Origin of the sequence: Flavobacterium melibiosi, from assembly GCF_048158545.1 — a bacterium.
Classification (GTDB): Bacteria; Bacteroidota; Bacteroidia; order Flavobacteriales; family Flavobacteriaceae; genus Flavobacterium; species Flavobacterium melibiosi.
Genome location: NZ_JBLNKU010000004.1, coordinates 241,218 through 258,751, shown reverse-complemented (window position 1 = coordinate 258,751; position 17,534 = coordinate 241,218). Strand labels below are relative to the sequence as shown.

Below are 17,534 nucleotides of genomic sequence, written 5' to 3'. Positions count from 1 at the left end.
ACTAAATAGTGGTCATGATATGATCACATTAAGCATTTCTATTTTTAAAACCAAATAAATCTTTTTAGTTAATTTACATTGTCGAATTACAAATTAGCAACACTATCTAATTGGAATTTTAATGGAGCTATAGTTTTAATATATCGATCTTTATTTCTTCCACTCATAGGTTCACCGGTAGGTAATTTTAATCTCAATGCATCAACTTGTACTCCATTTTTCCAAAATCGATAACATACATGCGGGCCTGTTGCCAAACCTGTGCTTCCTACTAAACCAATAACCTGTCCTTGACTGACACGTTGCCCTCGCCTCACTAATATTTTAGACATGTGCAAGTATTGTGTCGAATAGGTTCCGTTGTGTTTCACTTTTACAAAATTCCCGTTTCCGGCAGTAAAACCACTTTGCTCCACAACTCCGCCAGCCGTTGCGGTAATAGGTGTACCGCGTGGTGCTGCATAATCCGTTCCTTTATGCGCTTTCCATCTGTGTTGAACAGGATGAAATCTACTGGTTGAAAAACGAGAGGATATTCTACTGAATTTTATTGGAGACTTAAGAAAGAAATTTTTCAACGTTTTTCCATCTTCATCGTAATATTCTATTTTATCTGAGTCCGGATTTTGGGCAAAAGGAAATGCGTAAATAATTTTCCCTTTGTATTCAAAAAATGAAGCTTCCAGTTCTTCCACTCCGTCATAAACAGTATCATTTATGAATCGCTCCGTAAAAGTTATCGCAAAACGATCTCCTTTTTTGAGTTTCATAAAATCAATGGAATAGGCATAAATTTTAGATATTTTACTAGCTAATGCTCCTTCAATCTTGGCATTGCCTAAAGTTTCTGATAATGATTCTTTCAAAACTCCGCCAATAGTGCGTCGCTTAATCGTAATGGGTTTCGTTTTTTTATAAACAACAACAGCAGTATCGCGTAAATCAACTACATAATAGTTTAACGCATCCGGCTGGTAGATAAAAACCTGCAAATCATTCTTCTTGTTTTTTGACCGAAGCATTGTAAAAGGCTTATTTATCCTGATAGTTCTCACATCAAAAGTGTCTTTTACTTTAGCGATAATATCATATACTTCTCGCTCTCCAATATTTTGCTCTTCTAATAAAGTACCAAAAGTGTCTCCCTTTTTTATAGTATCCTGAAGGACATTAAAATCAGAATATTTAAACCCAAACTCTATCTTTTTAACTGCTGGTTTTATAATTTCTTTTTCTAGAATCTCTTCAGATTTATTACAAGAAATCAAAGAAAATAATACTATAATTGCTAATAATACTTGTTTCAAACTATGTTTTTTTATTCAAATTATTTTTCTTCTCCCCAATGCGCTAACTCATCAGCCGACCATAATTCCGGAAAAAATATTCTGCGTTGGTATTTTGGATGCATGTATTTTTTCCAGTCACTTCCACCAGTAGCTTCCCCATTTCCTTTCCCGCTTTGATCTATATATTTAATGGCTACATTCAAATGCTGCATGACCCAAGTAATATTTACGGTATGATCATAATGACGCATCGCTTTAATTAACTCTGCATTTTTTTGATCTAAATCAGGAAGCTGCTTAAATTTTTGCCAAATGTTTATGATGTTGTATTCCTCCATATGTTTCAAAAACATTCCTTTGTATTTTCTTTCAAATTCCTCTAGTAAAAATGATTTTTTACCTGTGTGATAATCCTTTCCGGCTGCTTGCCAATACAAGTGTTCGAAAGCAAATTCGAAAGGAGTATTCCTATCAATTGAATTTCTATAACGATGATCTATAAGATTTATCAGATCCGTGGAAGAAAACTCTATTAATCTATATTGCGCGCTTTGAAAACCACTTGCCGGAGTAAGGGTATTCCTAAATTTCATGTATTGATCGACCTCCATCCCATCTTCCATAATGCCAAAAGAAGTGGTTAACATATCAAAATAACGACTAATTCTCATTAACCTTTCGGTAAAAAAATCAGTCTTTATATTCTCAGAATAAGAAATCTGGCGCATTTCCCAAAGTATCATCTTGAATATTAATTCATTAACCTGATGATACATAATAAAAACCATTTCATCCGGAAGGGTGGTTCTTTGAATTTGAAGACTCAATAATGCATCTGTATGAATATAATCCCAATAAGTTATCGGCTTAGACCAAAGCAGTCCTTCTAAATGTGTTTCTGTTTTTTGGTTAATTGCTTGGTATTTAAGTTCAATTTCTTTTAAAATTGCTTCAGAATTCTCATTATTGTCCATTATATTTTGTTTTAAACTGATTCTTCAATCCTTTGTATTGATCTAAATCTGCTTTGATTGATCCTACAGCCAAACTTGCTTTAATTCGCAAGGGTATTTTATTATCATCGTCTGAAATCCAAACCGTTAGACTTTCCTGTTCCTTAAAAACGCGTCCTGATTGCACCAAAGGTCTAAAAATCATTGTTGAAACAATACCAAATTTAGTTGTAATATCTTCTCTACCTATAAATTTCATCCTAAACTTTGTCGTCTCATCGTCGAAGAACATGTCAATTGATATTGATTCTCCAATTTTGATTTTATCAATGTTTGGAAAATTTCTCAAATAATAGAAGGTTGACAAAATGTCTTGCGTGTTTTTCGGAATGACGATTGTTTTTTCGTTTCTATGCTTGTAATCTTTTACAAGAATTCTATTGGTATTTTGATTGAAAAAACCTTCCTGATTTTTAGTATAGCCTCCTTCATTAATCTTCCTTACAAATCGATATGGGTTTCTGGTTTCCTTATCAATATAACTCTCGTACAAATCATCCACTTTAAAGAAAAATCGAGACATTCCAGTTGTATATCCTTTCCCCACAACATGGAACGTTTTTTTGTTGTTTATCACAGCGTCTTTGACTTCAAGTGTTGCATATCCTGCATTCACTATACCGTAATGGATTCGAAATTTAAAATATTCGCCCACATCGTAAGCATCTTCTTTTTGAGAATCAAAGCTTACTGTTGTTATAAATATAAAGAGTAGGATTATTTTTTTCATTACTTTTTTGTCAATTTATTGACTGTAATAGCAAATTTTGTTCCAAATATATTAAAACAAAAAAACTCAGTCAAATAATGACTGAGTTTTTATGCTATTAACTAACCAAAAAACTATAAATTATGAAATTTATATCAATATAGGAAGGAAACCACCCCTTCCTGTTTTGCGAGTGCAAAGTTAATTAATAAAACTAGTTTTAAAAGCTTCTAAATAAAGTTTAACACAACATTTGCATAAAAACAGGCCGTTCACTGATTATTTTTTAACATAACATAAAAATAACCCACTTTTATAACGTTCCTCGCAATTGCTGTTCTCTCTCTATTGATTCAAAAAGCGCCTTAAAATTACCTGCTCCAAAACCTTTGGCGCCCATTCTTTGTATAATTTCAAAAAACAATGTCGGTCGGTCTTGTACAGGCTTTGTGAAAATTTGTAATAAATACCCTTCCTCATCTGCATCTACCATAATAGCTAATTTCTCAATCTCATTTAAATCCTCTTTCATCATTTTCATATGCTCTCCCAATCGCTCGGGAATTGCTTCATAATAGGTATGCGGTGGAGCTGACAAAAATTCGATCCCTCTTGCTTTCAATTGTGTTACCGTTTTGATAATATCATCCGTTGCTATAGCAATGTGCTGAATTCCAGGTCCGCCATAAAAGTCCAGATATTCCTCGATTTGTGATTTTTTCTTTCCTTCGGCAGGTTCGTTAATTGGGAATTTAATTCTTCCGTTTCCGTTCGACATTACTTTACTCATCAACGCCGAATATTCGGTGTTAATTTGTTTGTCATCAAAGGAAAGGAAATTTACAAATCCCATTACTTCTTCATAGAACTTAACCCAGGTATTCATTTCATTCCAACCTACATTACCCACCATGTGGTCTATGTATTTTAATCCTGTTGGCTCCGGATTATAATCAGACTTCCATTCTTTATAACCTGGCAAGAAAACACCATTGTAATTTTTACGCTCTACAAAAATATGAACGGTTTCCCCGTAGGTATAAATTCCGGAACGTACTACTTCTCCAAATTCATCTTTCTCCACTGTAGGCTCCATAAAAGAGCGAGCACCACGTTTCATTGTTTCTTCGTAAGCACTAGTGGCATCTTCTACCCAAAGCGCAGCAACTTTTACCCCGTCTCCATGTTTTCTCAAATGTTCATGTATGGGAGAATCTTGCGTTAATGGCGTGGTCAATACGATGCGAATCTTATCTTGTTTTAATACATAAGACGTTCTGTCTCTTACTCCGGTTTCTAATCCTGCATAAGCCAAAGACTGATAACCAAAAGCTGTTTTATAATAATGTGCGGATTGTTTTGCGTTTCCTACGTAGAATTCTACATAATCGGTTCCTAATAACGGAAGGAAATCTTGCGCTCCTTCAAATATTTTTTCTAGTCCGTATTCTACTGATTTTACTTCTTTGCTCATTGTGATTTATTTTTTGATTCGGCAAATCTAATTTTGGAACGCAGATGACGCTGCTACAATAGATTTATGCTGATTTTATTAATTTAAGAACATGTTGTTGTTTACCCTAAAGCCCTAGCCCTGATGGGAACGGCATCCTTTTTCTGGCTTCTTTAGCCAGGAAAAGATAAAGTGTACAGCAGGAAATAGCTCCTTGTTATTCTACCCAAGATTTATAATACTGTCCATCATCAAGTCCCATTGCTTCTTCGGTTACCATTAATGGGCGAAATGTATCGACCATAACGGCTAATTCGTGCGTTATGGTTTGACCAATGCTGCGCTCCATTGCTCCTGGTGCCGGTCCGTGAGGAATCCCTTTTGGATGTAACGTAATGTGACCTTGCTCAATATTATTGCGGCTCATAAAATCGCCATCTACATAATACAAAACCTCATCGCTGTCGATGTTGCTATGATTATAAGGTGCCGGAATTGCTTTTGGGTGGTAATCGTACAATCTTGGAACGAACGAGCAAACCACGAAAGTCGAAGTTTCAAATGTTTGATGAACCGGTGGCGGCTGATGCACGCGACCAGTTATAGGTTCAAAATTATGAATGCTAAATCCATAAGGAAAATTATAGCCGTCCCAACCCACAACGTCAAAAGGATGTGAAGCGTAAATTACTTCATGCATCATGCCTTCTTTTTTGATTTTAATAAGAAAATCACCTTTTTCATCGTGCGTTTCTAACTCGTTTGGTAGAATGAAATCTCGTTCGCAAAACGGAGAATGTTCAAGATGCTGTCCAGATTCGTTTTTATACCGTTTTGGAGTATAAAATGGAGCAAATGACTCTACGTAAAACAATCGATTTTCTAAGGTTTCAAAATCGATTTGATAAATCATCCCACGTGGAATGATAAGATAATCACCGTATTTAAACGGTATATTCCCCATCATGGTGCGCAATTTTCCTTTCCCTTTGTGAATGAAAATCATCTCATCAGCATCGGCATTTTTATAGAAATACGTCCGTAAGGATTGTTTTGGAGCAGCTAATCCAATAGTACAATCTTTATTGACCAACATGGCTTTGCGACTGTCCAGAAAATCGTCTTCAGGTTTTAACTCAAAACCTTTTAACAATAACGATTTTATGTTTTTTCCAATGGCAATTTTTGGTTCAACGGAGTAGGAATTAAGAATTTCCTTTACTTGTGTTGGTCTGTGAACATGATATAATAATGACGAATGACCATGAAATCCCTCTGTCCCAAAAAGTTGCTCGTAGTACAAACCACCGTTTGGCTTTTCGAATTGCGTGTGTCTCTTTTGGGGAAAATTTCCCAATTTATGATATATAGGCATGATTTTTTGTTTAAAAGTGTAACAGATTAAAGTTGAGATTACTTTATAATGTGCTATGTTAAATCAAAAAAAGGTCACTTACTCAGGATTTCTCTTGATGAGGAATTGAAGATAATCTAATAAACCTGGCCATTTTGTTTTCATTGTAACAAATGTCGGAATTATTATTGATATATTTTACAATTAAAACAAAAACCCAATACTGAACCACGTATATCCCTTTGCGGTTTCAGGAGACCAGGAATGCTTTATTTCTATAGGTCCGATTACCGTTTCAAGACCGTAACCAACTGCATATCCTGAATATTTTGGCATTGAAATCCAATCGACTTTTTCAAAAATTCTATCCCCAATATTGGCGAAATTTGCTGAAAAATTGAGATGATTGTTCTTGTAAAACTCATAATCAATAGTTCCGGTTGATTTTATATAGCTATTGGCAGCCACACTTAAATAATCATAACCATATAAATATTTAAAATTATTTATAGGATTGTAGCCATAGCCCCCCAAAATAAAATTAAAAAAGGCTACACTTTCGTTACCAAATGAAAATCCCGCATCCGTTTGAAATTTTACTGTGGTATTTTTAAAAAGCGTCGCAGCTATTCCAAAATCACCTTTTGCAATAGAGAATGGCTTGAAATCTCCAGTATAATTTGAAGATAGCAAATAGGATTGAATATCTCCTGAGAAATACCACCCTTTTTTAGGGAAATATTTATTATCAAAGGAATCGAATTTCATATACCCAAAAGCACTTAAATAATTACTATTATCTATTATTGGATCCACATTAGCCAATGTTTCCGATTTTATTTTTAAAAATTTAAGTTCTACTCCGCCTCCTATTAAAAATTTTTGCACAAATAAAGATTGAAAATAAGCTTGATTAGTCAGATCGGTAAAATCAATATTGATTGAATTTACTTCACTTAAATTCAAATTAGTAATTTCTTTAGCTACATTTCTATTAAATTGATTGAACTGAGATTTAAAACCATAACTCATTTTAAATCCATTCTCCACATAATAATCTAAATTAAATCTGATGTTGTCCCCTAAAACAATGTCAACTGAGGCTATATCATTTTTAAAAAGTGTTCTCTTACGTGTCAAATTAACCAAAACAGCGCTTTTAAACAAATTATCATAGTGCAAACCAAATTTCAAATACGTCTTTGTGGGATTTTCTTTCAAGACGATATTTAAATCCTCTTCTTGATTATTGGCATCTAACGAATACGATATAGCACTAAAATTTTGAGTTGCATTAATATTATTTATCCCCTTGAGTAAATCATTGTAGGTGGTTTTTACTCCTGGCTTAAATCGTAGTTTTCCAATAACATAATCCTCTGTATAATTTTCCAATTCATTACAGTTTATATTTTTAATTTTTAAACTATCGGTTACTATTTTAAGCGCCGGCTTCTTATAAGGGTTTGGCTCATCAACCAACAGTTTTAATTTTTCAAAAACAGAAAATGTTGCTTCTTCTCCTTTTCTAATGATTTCTTTTCCTTTATCAAATGATATGACACCATAATTTTTGATATCCGGTTTTATATAGATATCCGTGTCTTTTACATTTCTCTTCATTCTTTCTATGGATTGAAGATTGGTAATTTGCACCAAAATCCGTGTCGCATCTTTAAGTTGGGTTCTGTCCAATAAATCATTCTGAACATCAACACCTATAATAATATCCGCTCCGAGTTGCCTAACCTCTTCAATTGGATAATTATTTGCAACGCCGCCATCCACCAATAGTTTTCCATCAATTTCCACAGGAGAAAACAAAGATGGAAATGCAGAACTGGCAATCATAGCCTGAGCTAAATTTCCTTTATTCAATAAAACCTGTTCGCCAGTTTCTATATTGGTACCGATACATAAAAAAGGTATTGGAAGCTGGTTGAAGTCCTTTATGTGTCTAACGTTTCTAGTAATTCTACTCAATAAATTATAATTATACATCCCTTTTGATAATGCCTCAGGGATTCCAATTTTTAGTTTATTAAACGGCAACACCAACGCATATAATTCGTCGTTTCTTCTTTCATAAAAATTTTTAGAAGATCTGGGAATGAAATCATTTAATAACTCATCAAAATTAGTCGCCTGAAAAATGGAATCAATCTGGCTTGCATTATATCCCGAAGCATATAGACCTCCAACAACTGCTCCCATACTTGTCCCACCAATATAATCAATTTTGATTCCTGCTTCTTCAAGTACTTTCAAAACACCAATATGCGCAAAGCCCTTTGCTCCACCTCCACTTAAAACCAAACCTACTTTTGGTCTGTTCTGCTCTTGTGAAAACAAAGTCGAACTAAAACTAAAAACAATGAACAACAGCGCAATTTTCTTCATAAACAGCAATTTGGTAGTAATAGAATTCGGTGGTATTAATTATTGATTTGTTGCCTTGTAAAATTCGGTAATTTTCTTGGCTTTCGATATACCTATAACGTCAGAAACTTCTTTTTCTGACGCCAACTTTAATCTTTTAACACTTTTAAAATGCTGAATCAAAGTCAACATCGTTTTTTCTCCAATACCTGGAATACTTTCTATCGACGAATTTAGTGCTGCCTTACTCCTTTTATCTCTGTGATGCGTAATCCCAAAACGGTGTGCTTCGTTGCGCAATTGCTGGATTACTTTCAAGGTTTCTGATTTTTTATCTAAATATAAAGGGATAGAATCACCAGGATAAAACAATTCTTCCAATCTTTTGGCAATTCCAATAATAGCTATTTTTCCCCGCAGACCCAATTCATCAATACTTTTCAGTGCCGAGGATAATTGTCCTTTCCCACCATCAATAATGATTAAATTAGGCAAAGATTCATTTTCATCCAGCAATCTTTTATATCTTCTGTAAACTACTTCGGTCATCGAAGCAAAATCATCCGGCCCTTCGACAGTTTTTATATTAAAATGGCGGTAATCCTTTTTACTGGGCTTCCCATCTTTAAAAACCACACAAGCCGCAACAGGATTTGTTCCTTGAATATTCGAGTTATCAAAACATTCGATATGCCGTGGCTCCACTGGCAATCGTAAATCTTTTTGCATTTGCGCCATAATCCTTTTCGTATGGCGATCCGGATCTACAATTTGCATTTGTTTGAGTTGTTCAATTCGGTAAAACTTTGCGTTCCGAATGGATAAATCCAAAATTTGCTTTTTATCTCCCAATTGCGGAACAGTGATTTTTATATTTTCACCTAGGTCAACAGGAAATGGAACGATTACCTCTCGAGACAATAATTGAAAACGCTCTCTCAATTCAACAATCGCTAATTCTAATAACTCTTCATCCGTTTCGTCTAGTTTCTTTTTGATCTCCATCGTATGCGAACGAATAATCGAACCGTGAGAAATTTGCAAGAAATTCACATAGGCAGCACTTTCATCCGAAACTATCGAAAACACATCGATATTGGTGATTTTTGGATTCACAATTGTAGAACGAGATTGGTAATTTTCAAGAATTTCTATTTTCTCTTTTATTTTTTGCGCCTCTTCAAAATGCATATCAGCAGCCAGATTCGTCATCACCCGTTTGAAATCTTTCATGCTTTCCTTGAAATTCCCTTTTAAGATTTCGCGAATCGCGTCAACCTGAGCTTGGTAATTTTCTAAAGTTTCGTGACCTTCACAAGGCCCCATGCAATTTCCAATATGATATTCGAGACAAACCTTGAATTTCCCGCTATCAATATTGCTTTTACTCAAATCATAGTTACAAGTTCGCAGTGGGTACAATTCTTTAATTAGTTCTAAAATAGTATTCACCGTTTTGAAACTCGTATAGGGCCCAAAATATTCCGACCCGTCTTTAACCATTCTTCTAGTAGCAAATATGCGCGAAAAAGGTTCTTTTTTAATACATAACCACGGATAACTTTTATCATCCCTTAACAATACATTATAACGGGGCTGCAAGGTTTTAATCAGATTATTTTCCAATAAAAGCGCATCGGTTTCTGTAGGAACCACAATGTGTTTTATGGTCACAATTTTCTTAACCAATACATTCGTTTTGGCCGTGTCATGAATTTTATTAAAATAGGAAGAAACCCTCTTTTTTAAATTTTTGGCTTTGCCTACATACAAAATCTTCCCTTCCTTGTCGTAATATTGATATACGCCGGGATTATCAGGCAAAGTCTGTATCTGTAAGGCTAAAGTTGTTAGATTCATGTAACAAAGTTAATCTCAAAAATCACGAAATACAAATCAATACCCTCGAAATCTTTCCTATAAAAGTTTTATCAGAATTTTACTTTCTAATTCGTTATTATCCTTATTTTTATCTTTTCAATATCTTATGATAAAAATCAATACCACACCTATAGTCCTTTTTGGCGAAAGCATTATTCCTGGCGAAAACAAAACCATCAATGTGGAAATTGCCAGATTACATACCACAACAAAACTAAACATTCCTATAATCGTCAGAAGATCCAAATTTGATGGCCCTATCGTGCTTTTCTCAGCAGGAATTCATGGCGACGAAATTAATGGTGTAGAAATTGTCAGACAGCTTATCCATAAAAAAATAAACAAACCTAAAAAAGGTACAATCATCTGTATCCCAATAATAAACGTGTATGGATTTGTTAATAAGTCCAGAGAATTCCCTGATGGTCGTGATTTAAATCGAGTCTTTCCCGGAAGTAAAACTGGTTCTTTAGCAAGCCGTTTTGCATTTCATATTTTAGCTGAAATCATGCCACTTGTAGAGTATGCTGTAGATTTTCATGCTGGTGGAGCGAGCCGTTTCAACGCACCACAAATTCGTGTGGCTCACAATAATGAGGAATTAAAAGTACTAGCCGATGTTTTTAATGCACCTTTTACCTTGTATTCCAGAAACATTATGGGTTCTTTTAGGAGCTCAAGTGAAAGAATGAATGTCAAAATGTTGCTTTTTGAAGGCGGAAAATCACTAGATATTAATAATGATATAGCCGATGAAGGTGTAAATGGCGCAAAGCGTTTATTAGCTCACCTTGATATGCTGGACCCGAAGCATACCGTAGTCAAACAAAAATCTCACACCATTTATATTGAAAAATCTGGCTGGATAAGAGCTAAGTGTTCCGGATTGTTGCACGACTATAATACAATTGGGAAATTTATAAAAAAAGGGACTATTCTTGCGACGATAACGGATCCTTATGGAAAGTTTGAACGAAAAGTAAAAGCGCCAAATGACGGTTACGTAATTAATGCCAACCATTCGCCTATTGTTTACGAAGGCGATGCTATTTACCACATGTCAAACACTAATGAAGAAGATGACGAATAAAAAAGAATTAAGACTAAAACACAAAGCCTTGCGAAATTCACTTTCAGAAAATGAATTAGAAGAAATGAGTTTGGCTATTGCCAATAAAGTACTAACGCTTCCTATTTGGGAGAAAACCTATTTCCATATTTTCCTTCCCATTACGGAACACAAGGAAGTGAACACCGAATTTATTCTACACTTGTTATCCGGAAAAGACAAGGAAATCGTTCTTTCCAAATGTGATTTTAAAACTTGTAATTTGGTTCATTATCTTTTGACGGACAACACCAAAATCAAAAAAAATGAATATAACATTCCGGAACCTGTAGATGGAATTGAAGTTCCTTCGCATAAAATTGATGTGGTTTTTGTACCGCTTTTGGCTTTCGACAAAAAAGGACATCGCGTGGGTTACGGCAAAGGCTTTTACGATAAATTTTTATCGGAATGCAAACCGGATGTAATCAAAATTGGTCTTTCTTTCTTTGAACCCGAAGAATTGATCACCGATGTTTTTGAAGGCGATATAAAACTGGATTATTGTGTGACTCCGAATGAAGTTCACTTGTTTTAATTTTTAATCCGTACTTTCGCAACAGATAAAATCTAATCAAGTTATGAGAACATTTAAAAATTCAAGATTTGCCGTAAGCGTTATGGTTATTCTATTTGCAGTTTCATTTTCAAACTGTAGCATTCACACCGGAACCAGCAGATCAACATATAAAGCCAAAAAACTTCCACCGGGACAAGCTAAAAAAATATATGGTGGAAAAAGCGCTAAACGTTATGCTCCGGGACAAAACAAATAAATCCATAAAAGAAAATGACCTATTCAAATATGAAATAGGTCATTTTTATTTTGTGAATTCTTAGTTGAAAATTTAGGCTGTTTTGTGATGAAATGCTTTTTTGTTGAAAAAAATTAAGATTCCAACTCCTGTTGAAATAGCCATATCGGCAACGTTGAAAATAGCGTTGAAAAAAGTAAATTCGTTTCCACCCCAAATTGGCACCCAACTTGGTAAAATTCCATGCCAAAAAGGAAAATAAAACATATCGACAACTTGACCATGAAACCAAGTTCCATAAGGTTTGTCAGTAAATAAAGTAGCCAATTGCTGGTGACTGTCATCAAAAATAACTCCATAGAAAACAGAATCTATGATGTTCCCAAAAGCACCTGCAAGAATTAATGCTATGGCTACAATTAAGTAAGTAGAACTGTGTTTTCTTTCTACAGAATCCCACAACCAATACCCAATTCCGCCAACAGCAGCCAATCTAAAAAGTGTCAGAAATAATTTTCCATACGCTCCCGGGATTTTAGTTCCCCATGCCATCCCTTCATTTTCAATAAAAAGAATTTTGAACCATTTGAATACTTCAACTTCTTCGCCTAAAATAAAATTAGTTTTGATGTATATTTTTGAAACTTGATCGACAAGTAATATGATAAAAATAAGGAGATACGCTTTTCTTAATGACATTTTATAAATTTTAATGGCGCAAAAGTAACAATTTAATCAAAAAAAACGCTCCCAATGGAGCGTTAAATATTGCTTAACAAGAGGTTTATCGTTGCAAGTTTTTTGCTTCGATACTCATTGTTGCATGAGGAACGATTTTCAATCTTTCCTTACCGATTAATTTGCCTGTTACTTTGCAAATTCCGTATGTTTTATTTTCTACACGGAAAAGTGCATTTTTCAAATCACGAATAAACTTTTCCTGACGAATTGCCAGTTGTGAGTTTGCCTCTTTTGACATCGTTTCGCTTCCTTCTTCAAAGGCTTTAAATGTAGGCGAAGTATCATCAGTCCCATTATTCAAATCATTCATGTAAGCACTTTTTATCAAATCTAAATCTGCTTGTGCTTTTTGAATTTTGTTAAGGATTATCTCTTTGAACTCTGCTAAATCAGCTTCTGAGTATCTTGTAGCTTCATCTACCATTTTTATATTATTTTGAAATTAATATCATTGTTTTTATATCGTCAAATTCAATTTCCGTACCGTTTTCTATTTCATCTACAAAAACCAAATCGCTGGTTAATGTTTCTGATTTTATATACGCTTCATTTTTAAGAATTGCCTCTTCTAAAAGTCCATTTCTTTTCAGCTGAACTTTAATTTTATCAGTAACTTCAAATCCTGAATCTTTACGGATATTCTGAATTCTGTTTACCAATTCTCTGGCAATTCCTTCTTGCTTTAATTCTTCAGAAATTGTAATGTCAAGCGCAACCGTTATTCCGTTAGAATTGGCCACCAGCCAGCCTTCAATATCTTGTGATGTAATTTCTACATCTTCTAATGTTAAAGTTACGTTATTTCCTGCAATAACAATATCCAGGCTTCCTTCCTTGTCCAATTGACTGATCTGCTCTTTAGAAAACCCTTGTATTTGCTTAGAAATCAACCCCATATCCTTTCCAAAACGTGGTCCGAGCGCTTTAAAATTCGGTTTAATTTGTTTCACCAAAACACCCGAAGCATCATCCAAAAGTACGATTTCTTTTACGTTTACCTCTGCTTTTATAAGGTCAGAAATGGCCTCGATTTCAGCTCTCTGATTCTCGTCAAGTACTGGTATCATTACCTTTTGCAATGGTTGACGCACCTTTATCATTTCCTTTTTTCGGAGTGATAAAACCAGTGATGAAATGGTCTGCGCCTTCTGCATTTTGCTCTCTAACATTTTATTAACAAAGTTTTCAACGTGTTTTGGAAACTCCGCCAAATGTACACTGTCGTATTTTTCCGACTGTGTTGCTAAAGTTAAATCTCTGTAAAGTTTGTCCATAAAGAACGGAGCGATAGGCGCTCCCAGTTTACTTATGGTTAACAAACAAGTATATAAGGTTTGATAAGCCGCGATTTTGTCCTGTGCATATTCCCCTTTCCAGAAGCGTCTTCTGCACAAACGAACGTACCAGTTACTCAAGTTTTCCTGTACAAATTCAGAGATTGCTCGGGCCGCTTTTGTTGGTTCGTAATCCGCATAATAACTATCAACATCTTTTATCAAGGTATTCAATTCCGAGATAATCCATTGATCAATTTCGGGTCTTTCATTTAACGGAATTTCCGCTTCTTCAAATTTGAAACCATCAATATTAGCATACAAACTAAAGAACGAATACGTGTTGTACAATGTTCCAAAGAATTTTCTGCGAACCTCAGCGATTCCTTCTAGGTCAAATTTCAAGTTGTCCCAAGGATTCGCATTGGAAATCATATACCAACGCGTCGCATCTGGACCATATTCTTTTAATGTTTCAAATGGATCTGCTGCATTCCCTAAACGTTTGGACATTTTTTGTCCGTTTTTGTCTAAAACCAATCCATTAGAAACTACATTTTTATACGCTACTTTATCAAAGACCAAAGTTCCAATAGCGTGTAAAGTATAAAACCACCCACGGGTTTGATCCACCCCTTCTGCAATGAAATCAGCAGGAAAATCTTTGTTTTCGTCAATTTTATCTTTGTTTTCAAATGGATAATGCCATTGCGCATAAGGCATGGAACCCGAATCAAACCAAACATCAATCAAGTCCGCTTCACGCGTCATCGGTTTTCCAGAAGCAGAAACCAAAGTAATTTCATCGACTACATTTTTATGTAAATCAACTAAGTCATAATTTGTTTCCGCCATATTTCCGATTTCGAAACCTTTGAAAGGATTTTCTTTTTGGAAACCTGCAGCGATTGATTTTTCAATTTCGTTATACAATTCTTCAACGGAACCTATTAAGATTTCTTCGGTTCCTTCTTCAGTTCTCCAAATTGGTAACGGAATTCCCCAGAATCTTGAACGCGATAAATTCCAGTCATTGGCATTTTTCAACCAATTCCCAAAACGTCCTTCTCCAGTCGCTTTTGGCTTCCAGTTGATGGTTTCGTTCAGGTCAAACATTCTGTCTTTAACTTCAGAAATTTTTATAAACCACGAATCCAAAGGATAATATAAAATAGGCTTGTCTGTTCTCCAACAATGTGGGTAACTGTGCACGTATTTCTCCACCTTGAAGGCTTTATTTTCTTCTTTTAATCGAATGGCAATCTCAACATCTATAGAACGTTCCGGCGCTTCACCATCGTTATAATATTCGTTTTTCACATATTTACCGGCATATTCACCCATATGCGAAGTGAATTTTCCTTGTAAATCTACTAACGGAACTGGAGTTCCATTTTCGTCCAAAACTAACATTGGTGGAACCTCTGGCGTAGCTTCTTTGGCCACTTTGGCATCATCCGCACCAAATGTTGGCGCAGTATGTACAATTCCTGTTCCATCTTCTGTAGTAACGAAATCCCCTGAAATTACTCTAAAAGCATTTTCTGGATTTTGATACGGTAACACAAATGGCAATAATTGCTCGTAACGAATGTCAACTAAATCCGCTCCTTTGCATTCAGCAAGGATTTGATATGGAATTTTCTTGTCGCCTTCTTTGAAATTTTCAAAATCAGCGGGTTCAGCACTTTCGAAGAACCCTTTCCCAAATTGTTTTCCAACTAAATTTTTAGCCAAAATCAATGTTACCGGACGAAAAGTATATTGATTGAATGTTTTTACTAAAGCATATTCGATTCTTGGACCTACAGTCAAAGCCGTATTACTTGGCAATGTCCAAGGCGTTGTTGTCCAAGCCAAGAAATAGATTTCCTCTAAATCTAAAGCTTCTAATTTGTAATGCTGTAAGTTTTTTGAAGTGATATAATCGTAAAACTTAGAGAACAACAATTCTCTATGTGCTTCGATTACTTTAAATTGTGCGACAACTGTCGTATCCGTCACATCTCTATAACTTCCCGGTTGGTTTACTTCATGAGAAGATAATCCTGTTCCTGCTTTTGGAGAATACGGTTGGATGGTGTAGCCTTTGTACATCAAATCCTTGTTGTAGATTTGTTTCAAAATCCACCAAACCGTTTCCATATATTTGGATTTGTACGTCACATATGGATCTTCCATATCAACCCAATATCCCATTTTTTCGGTCAAATCATTCCATACGTCGGTATAACGCATCACAGTTTTTTTACACGCTTCGTTGTATTCTTCGATGGAAATGGTCTTTCCAATATCTTCTTTGGTGATTCCTAATTCTTTTTCAGTACCCAGTTCCACTGGCAAACCATGCGTATCCCAGCCCGCTTTACGCTTCACTTGGAACCCTTTTTGAGTTTTATATCTGCAAAAAATATCTTTAATCGCACGCGCCATTACGTGGTGAATTCCAGGCAAACCATTTGCCGAAGGCGGACCTTCAAAAAACACGAATGGTGGGTTTCCTTCACGAGTGGTTACACTTTTCTCGAATATATTTTCTTTCTTCCAAAAATCAAGTACTTCTGACGCTACAGTTGGTAAGTCAAGTCCTTTGTATTCAGTAAATTTTGTGCTCATTTTATCCTTTTCTAAATCGAGGTGCGAAAGTAAGAAATAGTTATGAATTATGAGTTATGAGTTATGAGTTTTTGCGTGAGGGATGGAAGAGGAAATCCTTTTATGGAGTTTACGGAATAAAAGATTGAAACGAACAGCCCGACCCGAAGTTTTTACGTAGGGTCACGCCCAAATTTCTATGAGAAAACTTCTTTTAAAACATCCAGCGATTTTGGTTTTCTAAAGCCATCCAAGTGAAAACTATAGTAATCAATCAGTATTCTCAAAACGATTTGTCTTTCAATGACATGGAATATTTTTTGATTATTATCAAATTTTAAATCAATCAATTTTTTGAATAAATTGCTTTCATGTTCCGTGAGTGAACTAATGGCATGAAAGGGCGTGAAAACACCTTCGTTCATTTCGAAAAAAGGCATATCCATATCAGAAATATCGGGGTAAAAGCCCAAATATTTTGTAGTTTCCAATAATAAAATCAAATGAAAATTAGCAATTTCATCGTGGTTATCCAGCCAATGCATAGCGGTTTCTAAAAAGGTAAACAGCGGCTCGTTTTTTTCTTCTTCATGAATCGAATGATGCAGCATTTCCGAAATGAACATCACAATCGTACTTTTATAAATATCCGAATGAATGGAATGAAAAGGAGATCCTATTTTTATTTCCTTGAAATTTTCTAAAGTGCCTTTGTTCTTATGAACTGCTTCAATTTCGAGAATGGTCAATGGTTGAAAATAAGCAATTTTCTGATTGGCTTTTCGACTCGAAAAAGCATCCCGAACGAAATAAGATTTCAAACCATGTGACAGCGTAAAGCATTTCACAATCAAGCTTTTTTCTTGAAATTTTAAAGATGAAAGAACAATCGCTTTAGTTTTTACTAACAAGTTTAGATTTTTAGATTATTAGACTTCTTAGATTTTTAGATTTTAGAGAACTGACCACTATCCGGAAGCTTC

At 34.9% G+C, this 17,534-nt stretch carries 14 protein-coding genes; 3 read left to right on the top strand and 11 right to left on the bottom strand.

Annotated features, from left to right (window positions below):
• Positions 1 to 86: 86 nt before the first annotated feature.
• The 7 genes from ACM55F_RS06890 to uvrC all read right to left on the bottom strand — a co-directional run bounded on the left by ACM55F_RS06890 (position 87) and on the right by uvrC (position 10,057).
• Complete coding sequence (locus ACM55F_RS06890; RefSeq protein WP_416853056.1) at positions 87 to 1,307, bottom strand: M23 family metallopeptidase; 1,221 nt, start codon at positions 1,305 to 1,307, stop codon at positions 87 to 89.
• A gap of 20 nt (positions 1,308 to 1,327) precedes the next feature.
• The gene (locus ACM55F_RS06885; RefSeq protein WP_416853055.1) at positions 1,328 to 2,263 is read right to left on the bottom strand and encodes a tryptophan 2,3-dioxygenase family protein; all 936 of its coding nucleotides are present in this window, start codon (positions 2,261 to 2,263) and stop codon (positions 1,328 to 1,330) included.
• The gene (locus ACM55F_RS06880; RefSeq protein ID WP_416853054.1) at positions 2,253 to 3,032 is read right to left on the bottom strand and encodes a DUF3108 domain-containing protein; all 780 of its coding nucleotides are present in this window, start codon (positions 3,030 to 3,032) and stop codon (positions 2,253 to 2,255) included. Before ACM55F_RS06880 ends, ACM55F_RS06885 begins: the two co-directional genes overlap by 11 nt.
• Positions 3,033 to 3,324: 292 nt before the next feature.
• A complete protein-coding gene (gene hppD, locus ACM55F_RS06875) occupies positions 3,325 to 4,485 on the bottom strand; it encodes a 4-hydroxyphenylpyruvate dioxygenase (RefSeq protein WP_416853052.1) in 1,161 nt (386 codons plus the stop codon).
• A gap of 196 nt (positions 4,486 to 4,681) precedes the next feature.
• Complete coding sequence (locus tag ACM55F_RS06870; protein ID WP_416853051.1) at positions 4,682 to 5,839, bottom strand: homogentisate 1,2-dioxygenase; 1,158 nt, start codon at positions 5,837 to 5,839, stop codon at positions 4,682 to 4,684.
• Between the two features lie 183 nt (positions 5,840 to 6,022).
• A complete protein-coding gene (locus ACM55F_RS06865; protein WP_416853050.1) occupies positions 6,023 to 8,218 on the bottom strand; it encodes a patatin-like phospholipase family protein in 2,196 nt (731 codons plus the stop codon).
• A gap of 39 nt (positions 8,219 to 8,257) precedes the next feature.
• Entirely contained in the window at positions 8,258 to 10,057 is a 1,800-nt protein-coding gene (gene uvrC, locus ACM55F_RS06860) for an excinuclease ABC subunit UvrC (RefSeq protein ID WP_416853048.1), read from the bottom strand.
• A gap of 127 nt (positions 10,058 to 10,184) precedes the next feature.
• Between uvrC and ACM55F_RS06855 the strand changes: the two genes are divergently transcribed.
• The 3 genes from ACM55F_RS06855 to ACM55F_RS06845 are packed head-to-tail and all read left to right on the top strand — an operon-like array spanning position 10,185 to position 11,962.
• Positions 10,185 to 11,168, top strand: coding sequence for a succinylglutamate desuccinylase/aspartoacylase family protein (locus ACM55F_RS06855; RefSeq protein WP_416853047.1), 984 nt, complete (start codon positions 10,185 to 10,187; stop codon positions 11,166 to 11,168).
• A complete protein-coding gene (locus ACM55F_RS06850) occupies positions 11,158 to 11,724 on the top strand; it encodes a 5-formyltetrahydrofolate cyclo-ligase (RefSeq protein WP_416853046.1) in 567 nt (188 codons plus the stop codon). The genes ACM55F_RS06855 and ACM55F_RS06850 overlap by 11 nt, the downstream gene beginning before the upstream one ends.
• A 43-nt stretch (positions 11,725 to 11,767) precedes the next feature.
• Positions 11,768 to 11,962, top strand: coding sequence for a hypothetical protein (locus tag ACM55F_RS06845; protein WP_099714110.1), 195 nt, complete (start codon positions 11,768 to 11,770; stop codon positions 11,960 to 11,962).
• 72 nt (positions 11,963 to 12,034) lie between these two features.
• On the opposite strand, the gene ACM55F_RS06840 is transcribed toward ACM55F_RS06845, so the two are convergent.
• From ACM55F_RS06840 to recO, 4 genes are all read right to left on the bottom strand, one after another.
• Positions 12,035 to 12,640, bottom strand: coding sequence for a lipoprotein signal peptidase (locus ACM55F_RS06840; RefSeq protein WP_416853044.1), 606 nt, complete (start codon positions 12,638 to 12,640; stop codon positions 12,035 to 12,037).
• Positions 12,641 to 12,725: 85 nt separating this feature from the next.
• Positions 12,726 to 13,106: a TraR/DksA family transcriptional regulator gene (locus tag ACM55F_RS06835; protein WP_416842345.1), complete on the bottom strand. Its 381-nt coding sequence runs from the start codon at positions 13,104 to 13,106 to the stop codon at positions 12,726 to 12,728.
• Positions 13,107 to 13,113: 7 nt separating this feature from the next.
• On the bottom strand, positions 13,114 to 16,572 hold the full coding sequence (ileS, locus tag ACM55F_RS06830; protein WP_416853043.1) for an isoleucine--tRNA ligase: 3,459 nt from the start codon (positions 16,570 to 16,572) through the stop codon (positions 13,114 to 13,116).
• Between the two features lie 176 nt (positions 16,573 to 16,748).
• Entirely contained in the window at positions 16,749 to 17,462 is a 714-nt protein-coding gene (recO, locus tag ACM55F_RS06825; protein WP_416853042.1) for a DNA repair protein RecO, read from the bottom strand.
• Positions 17,463 to 17,534 lie beyond the last annotated feature (72 nt).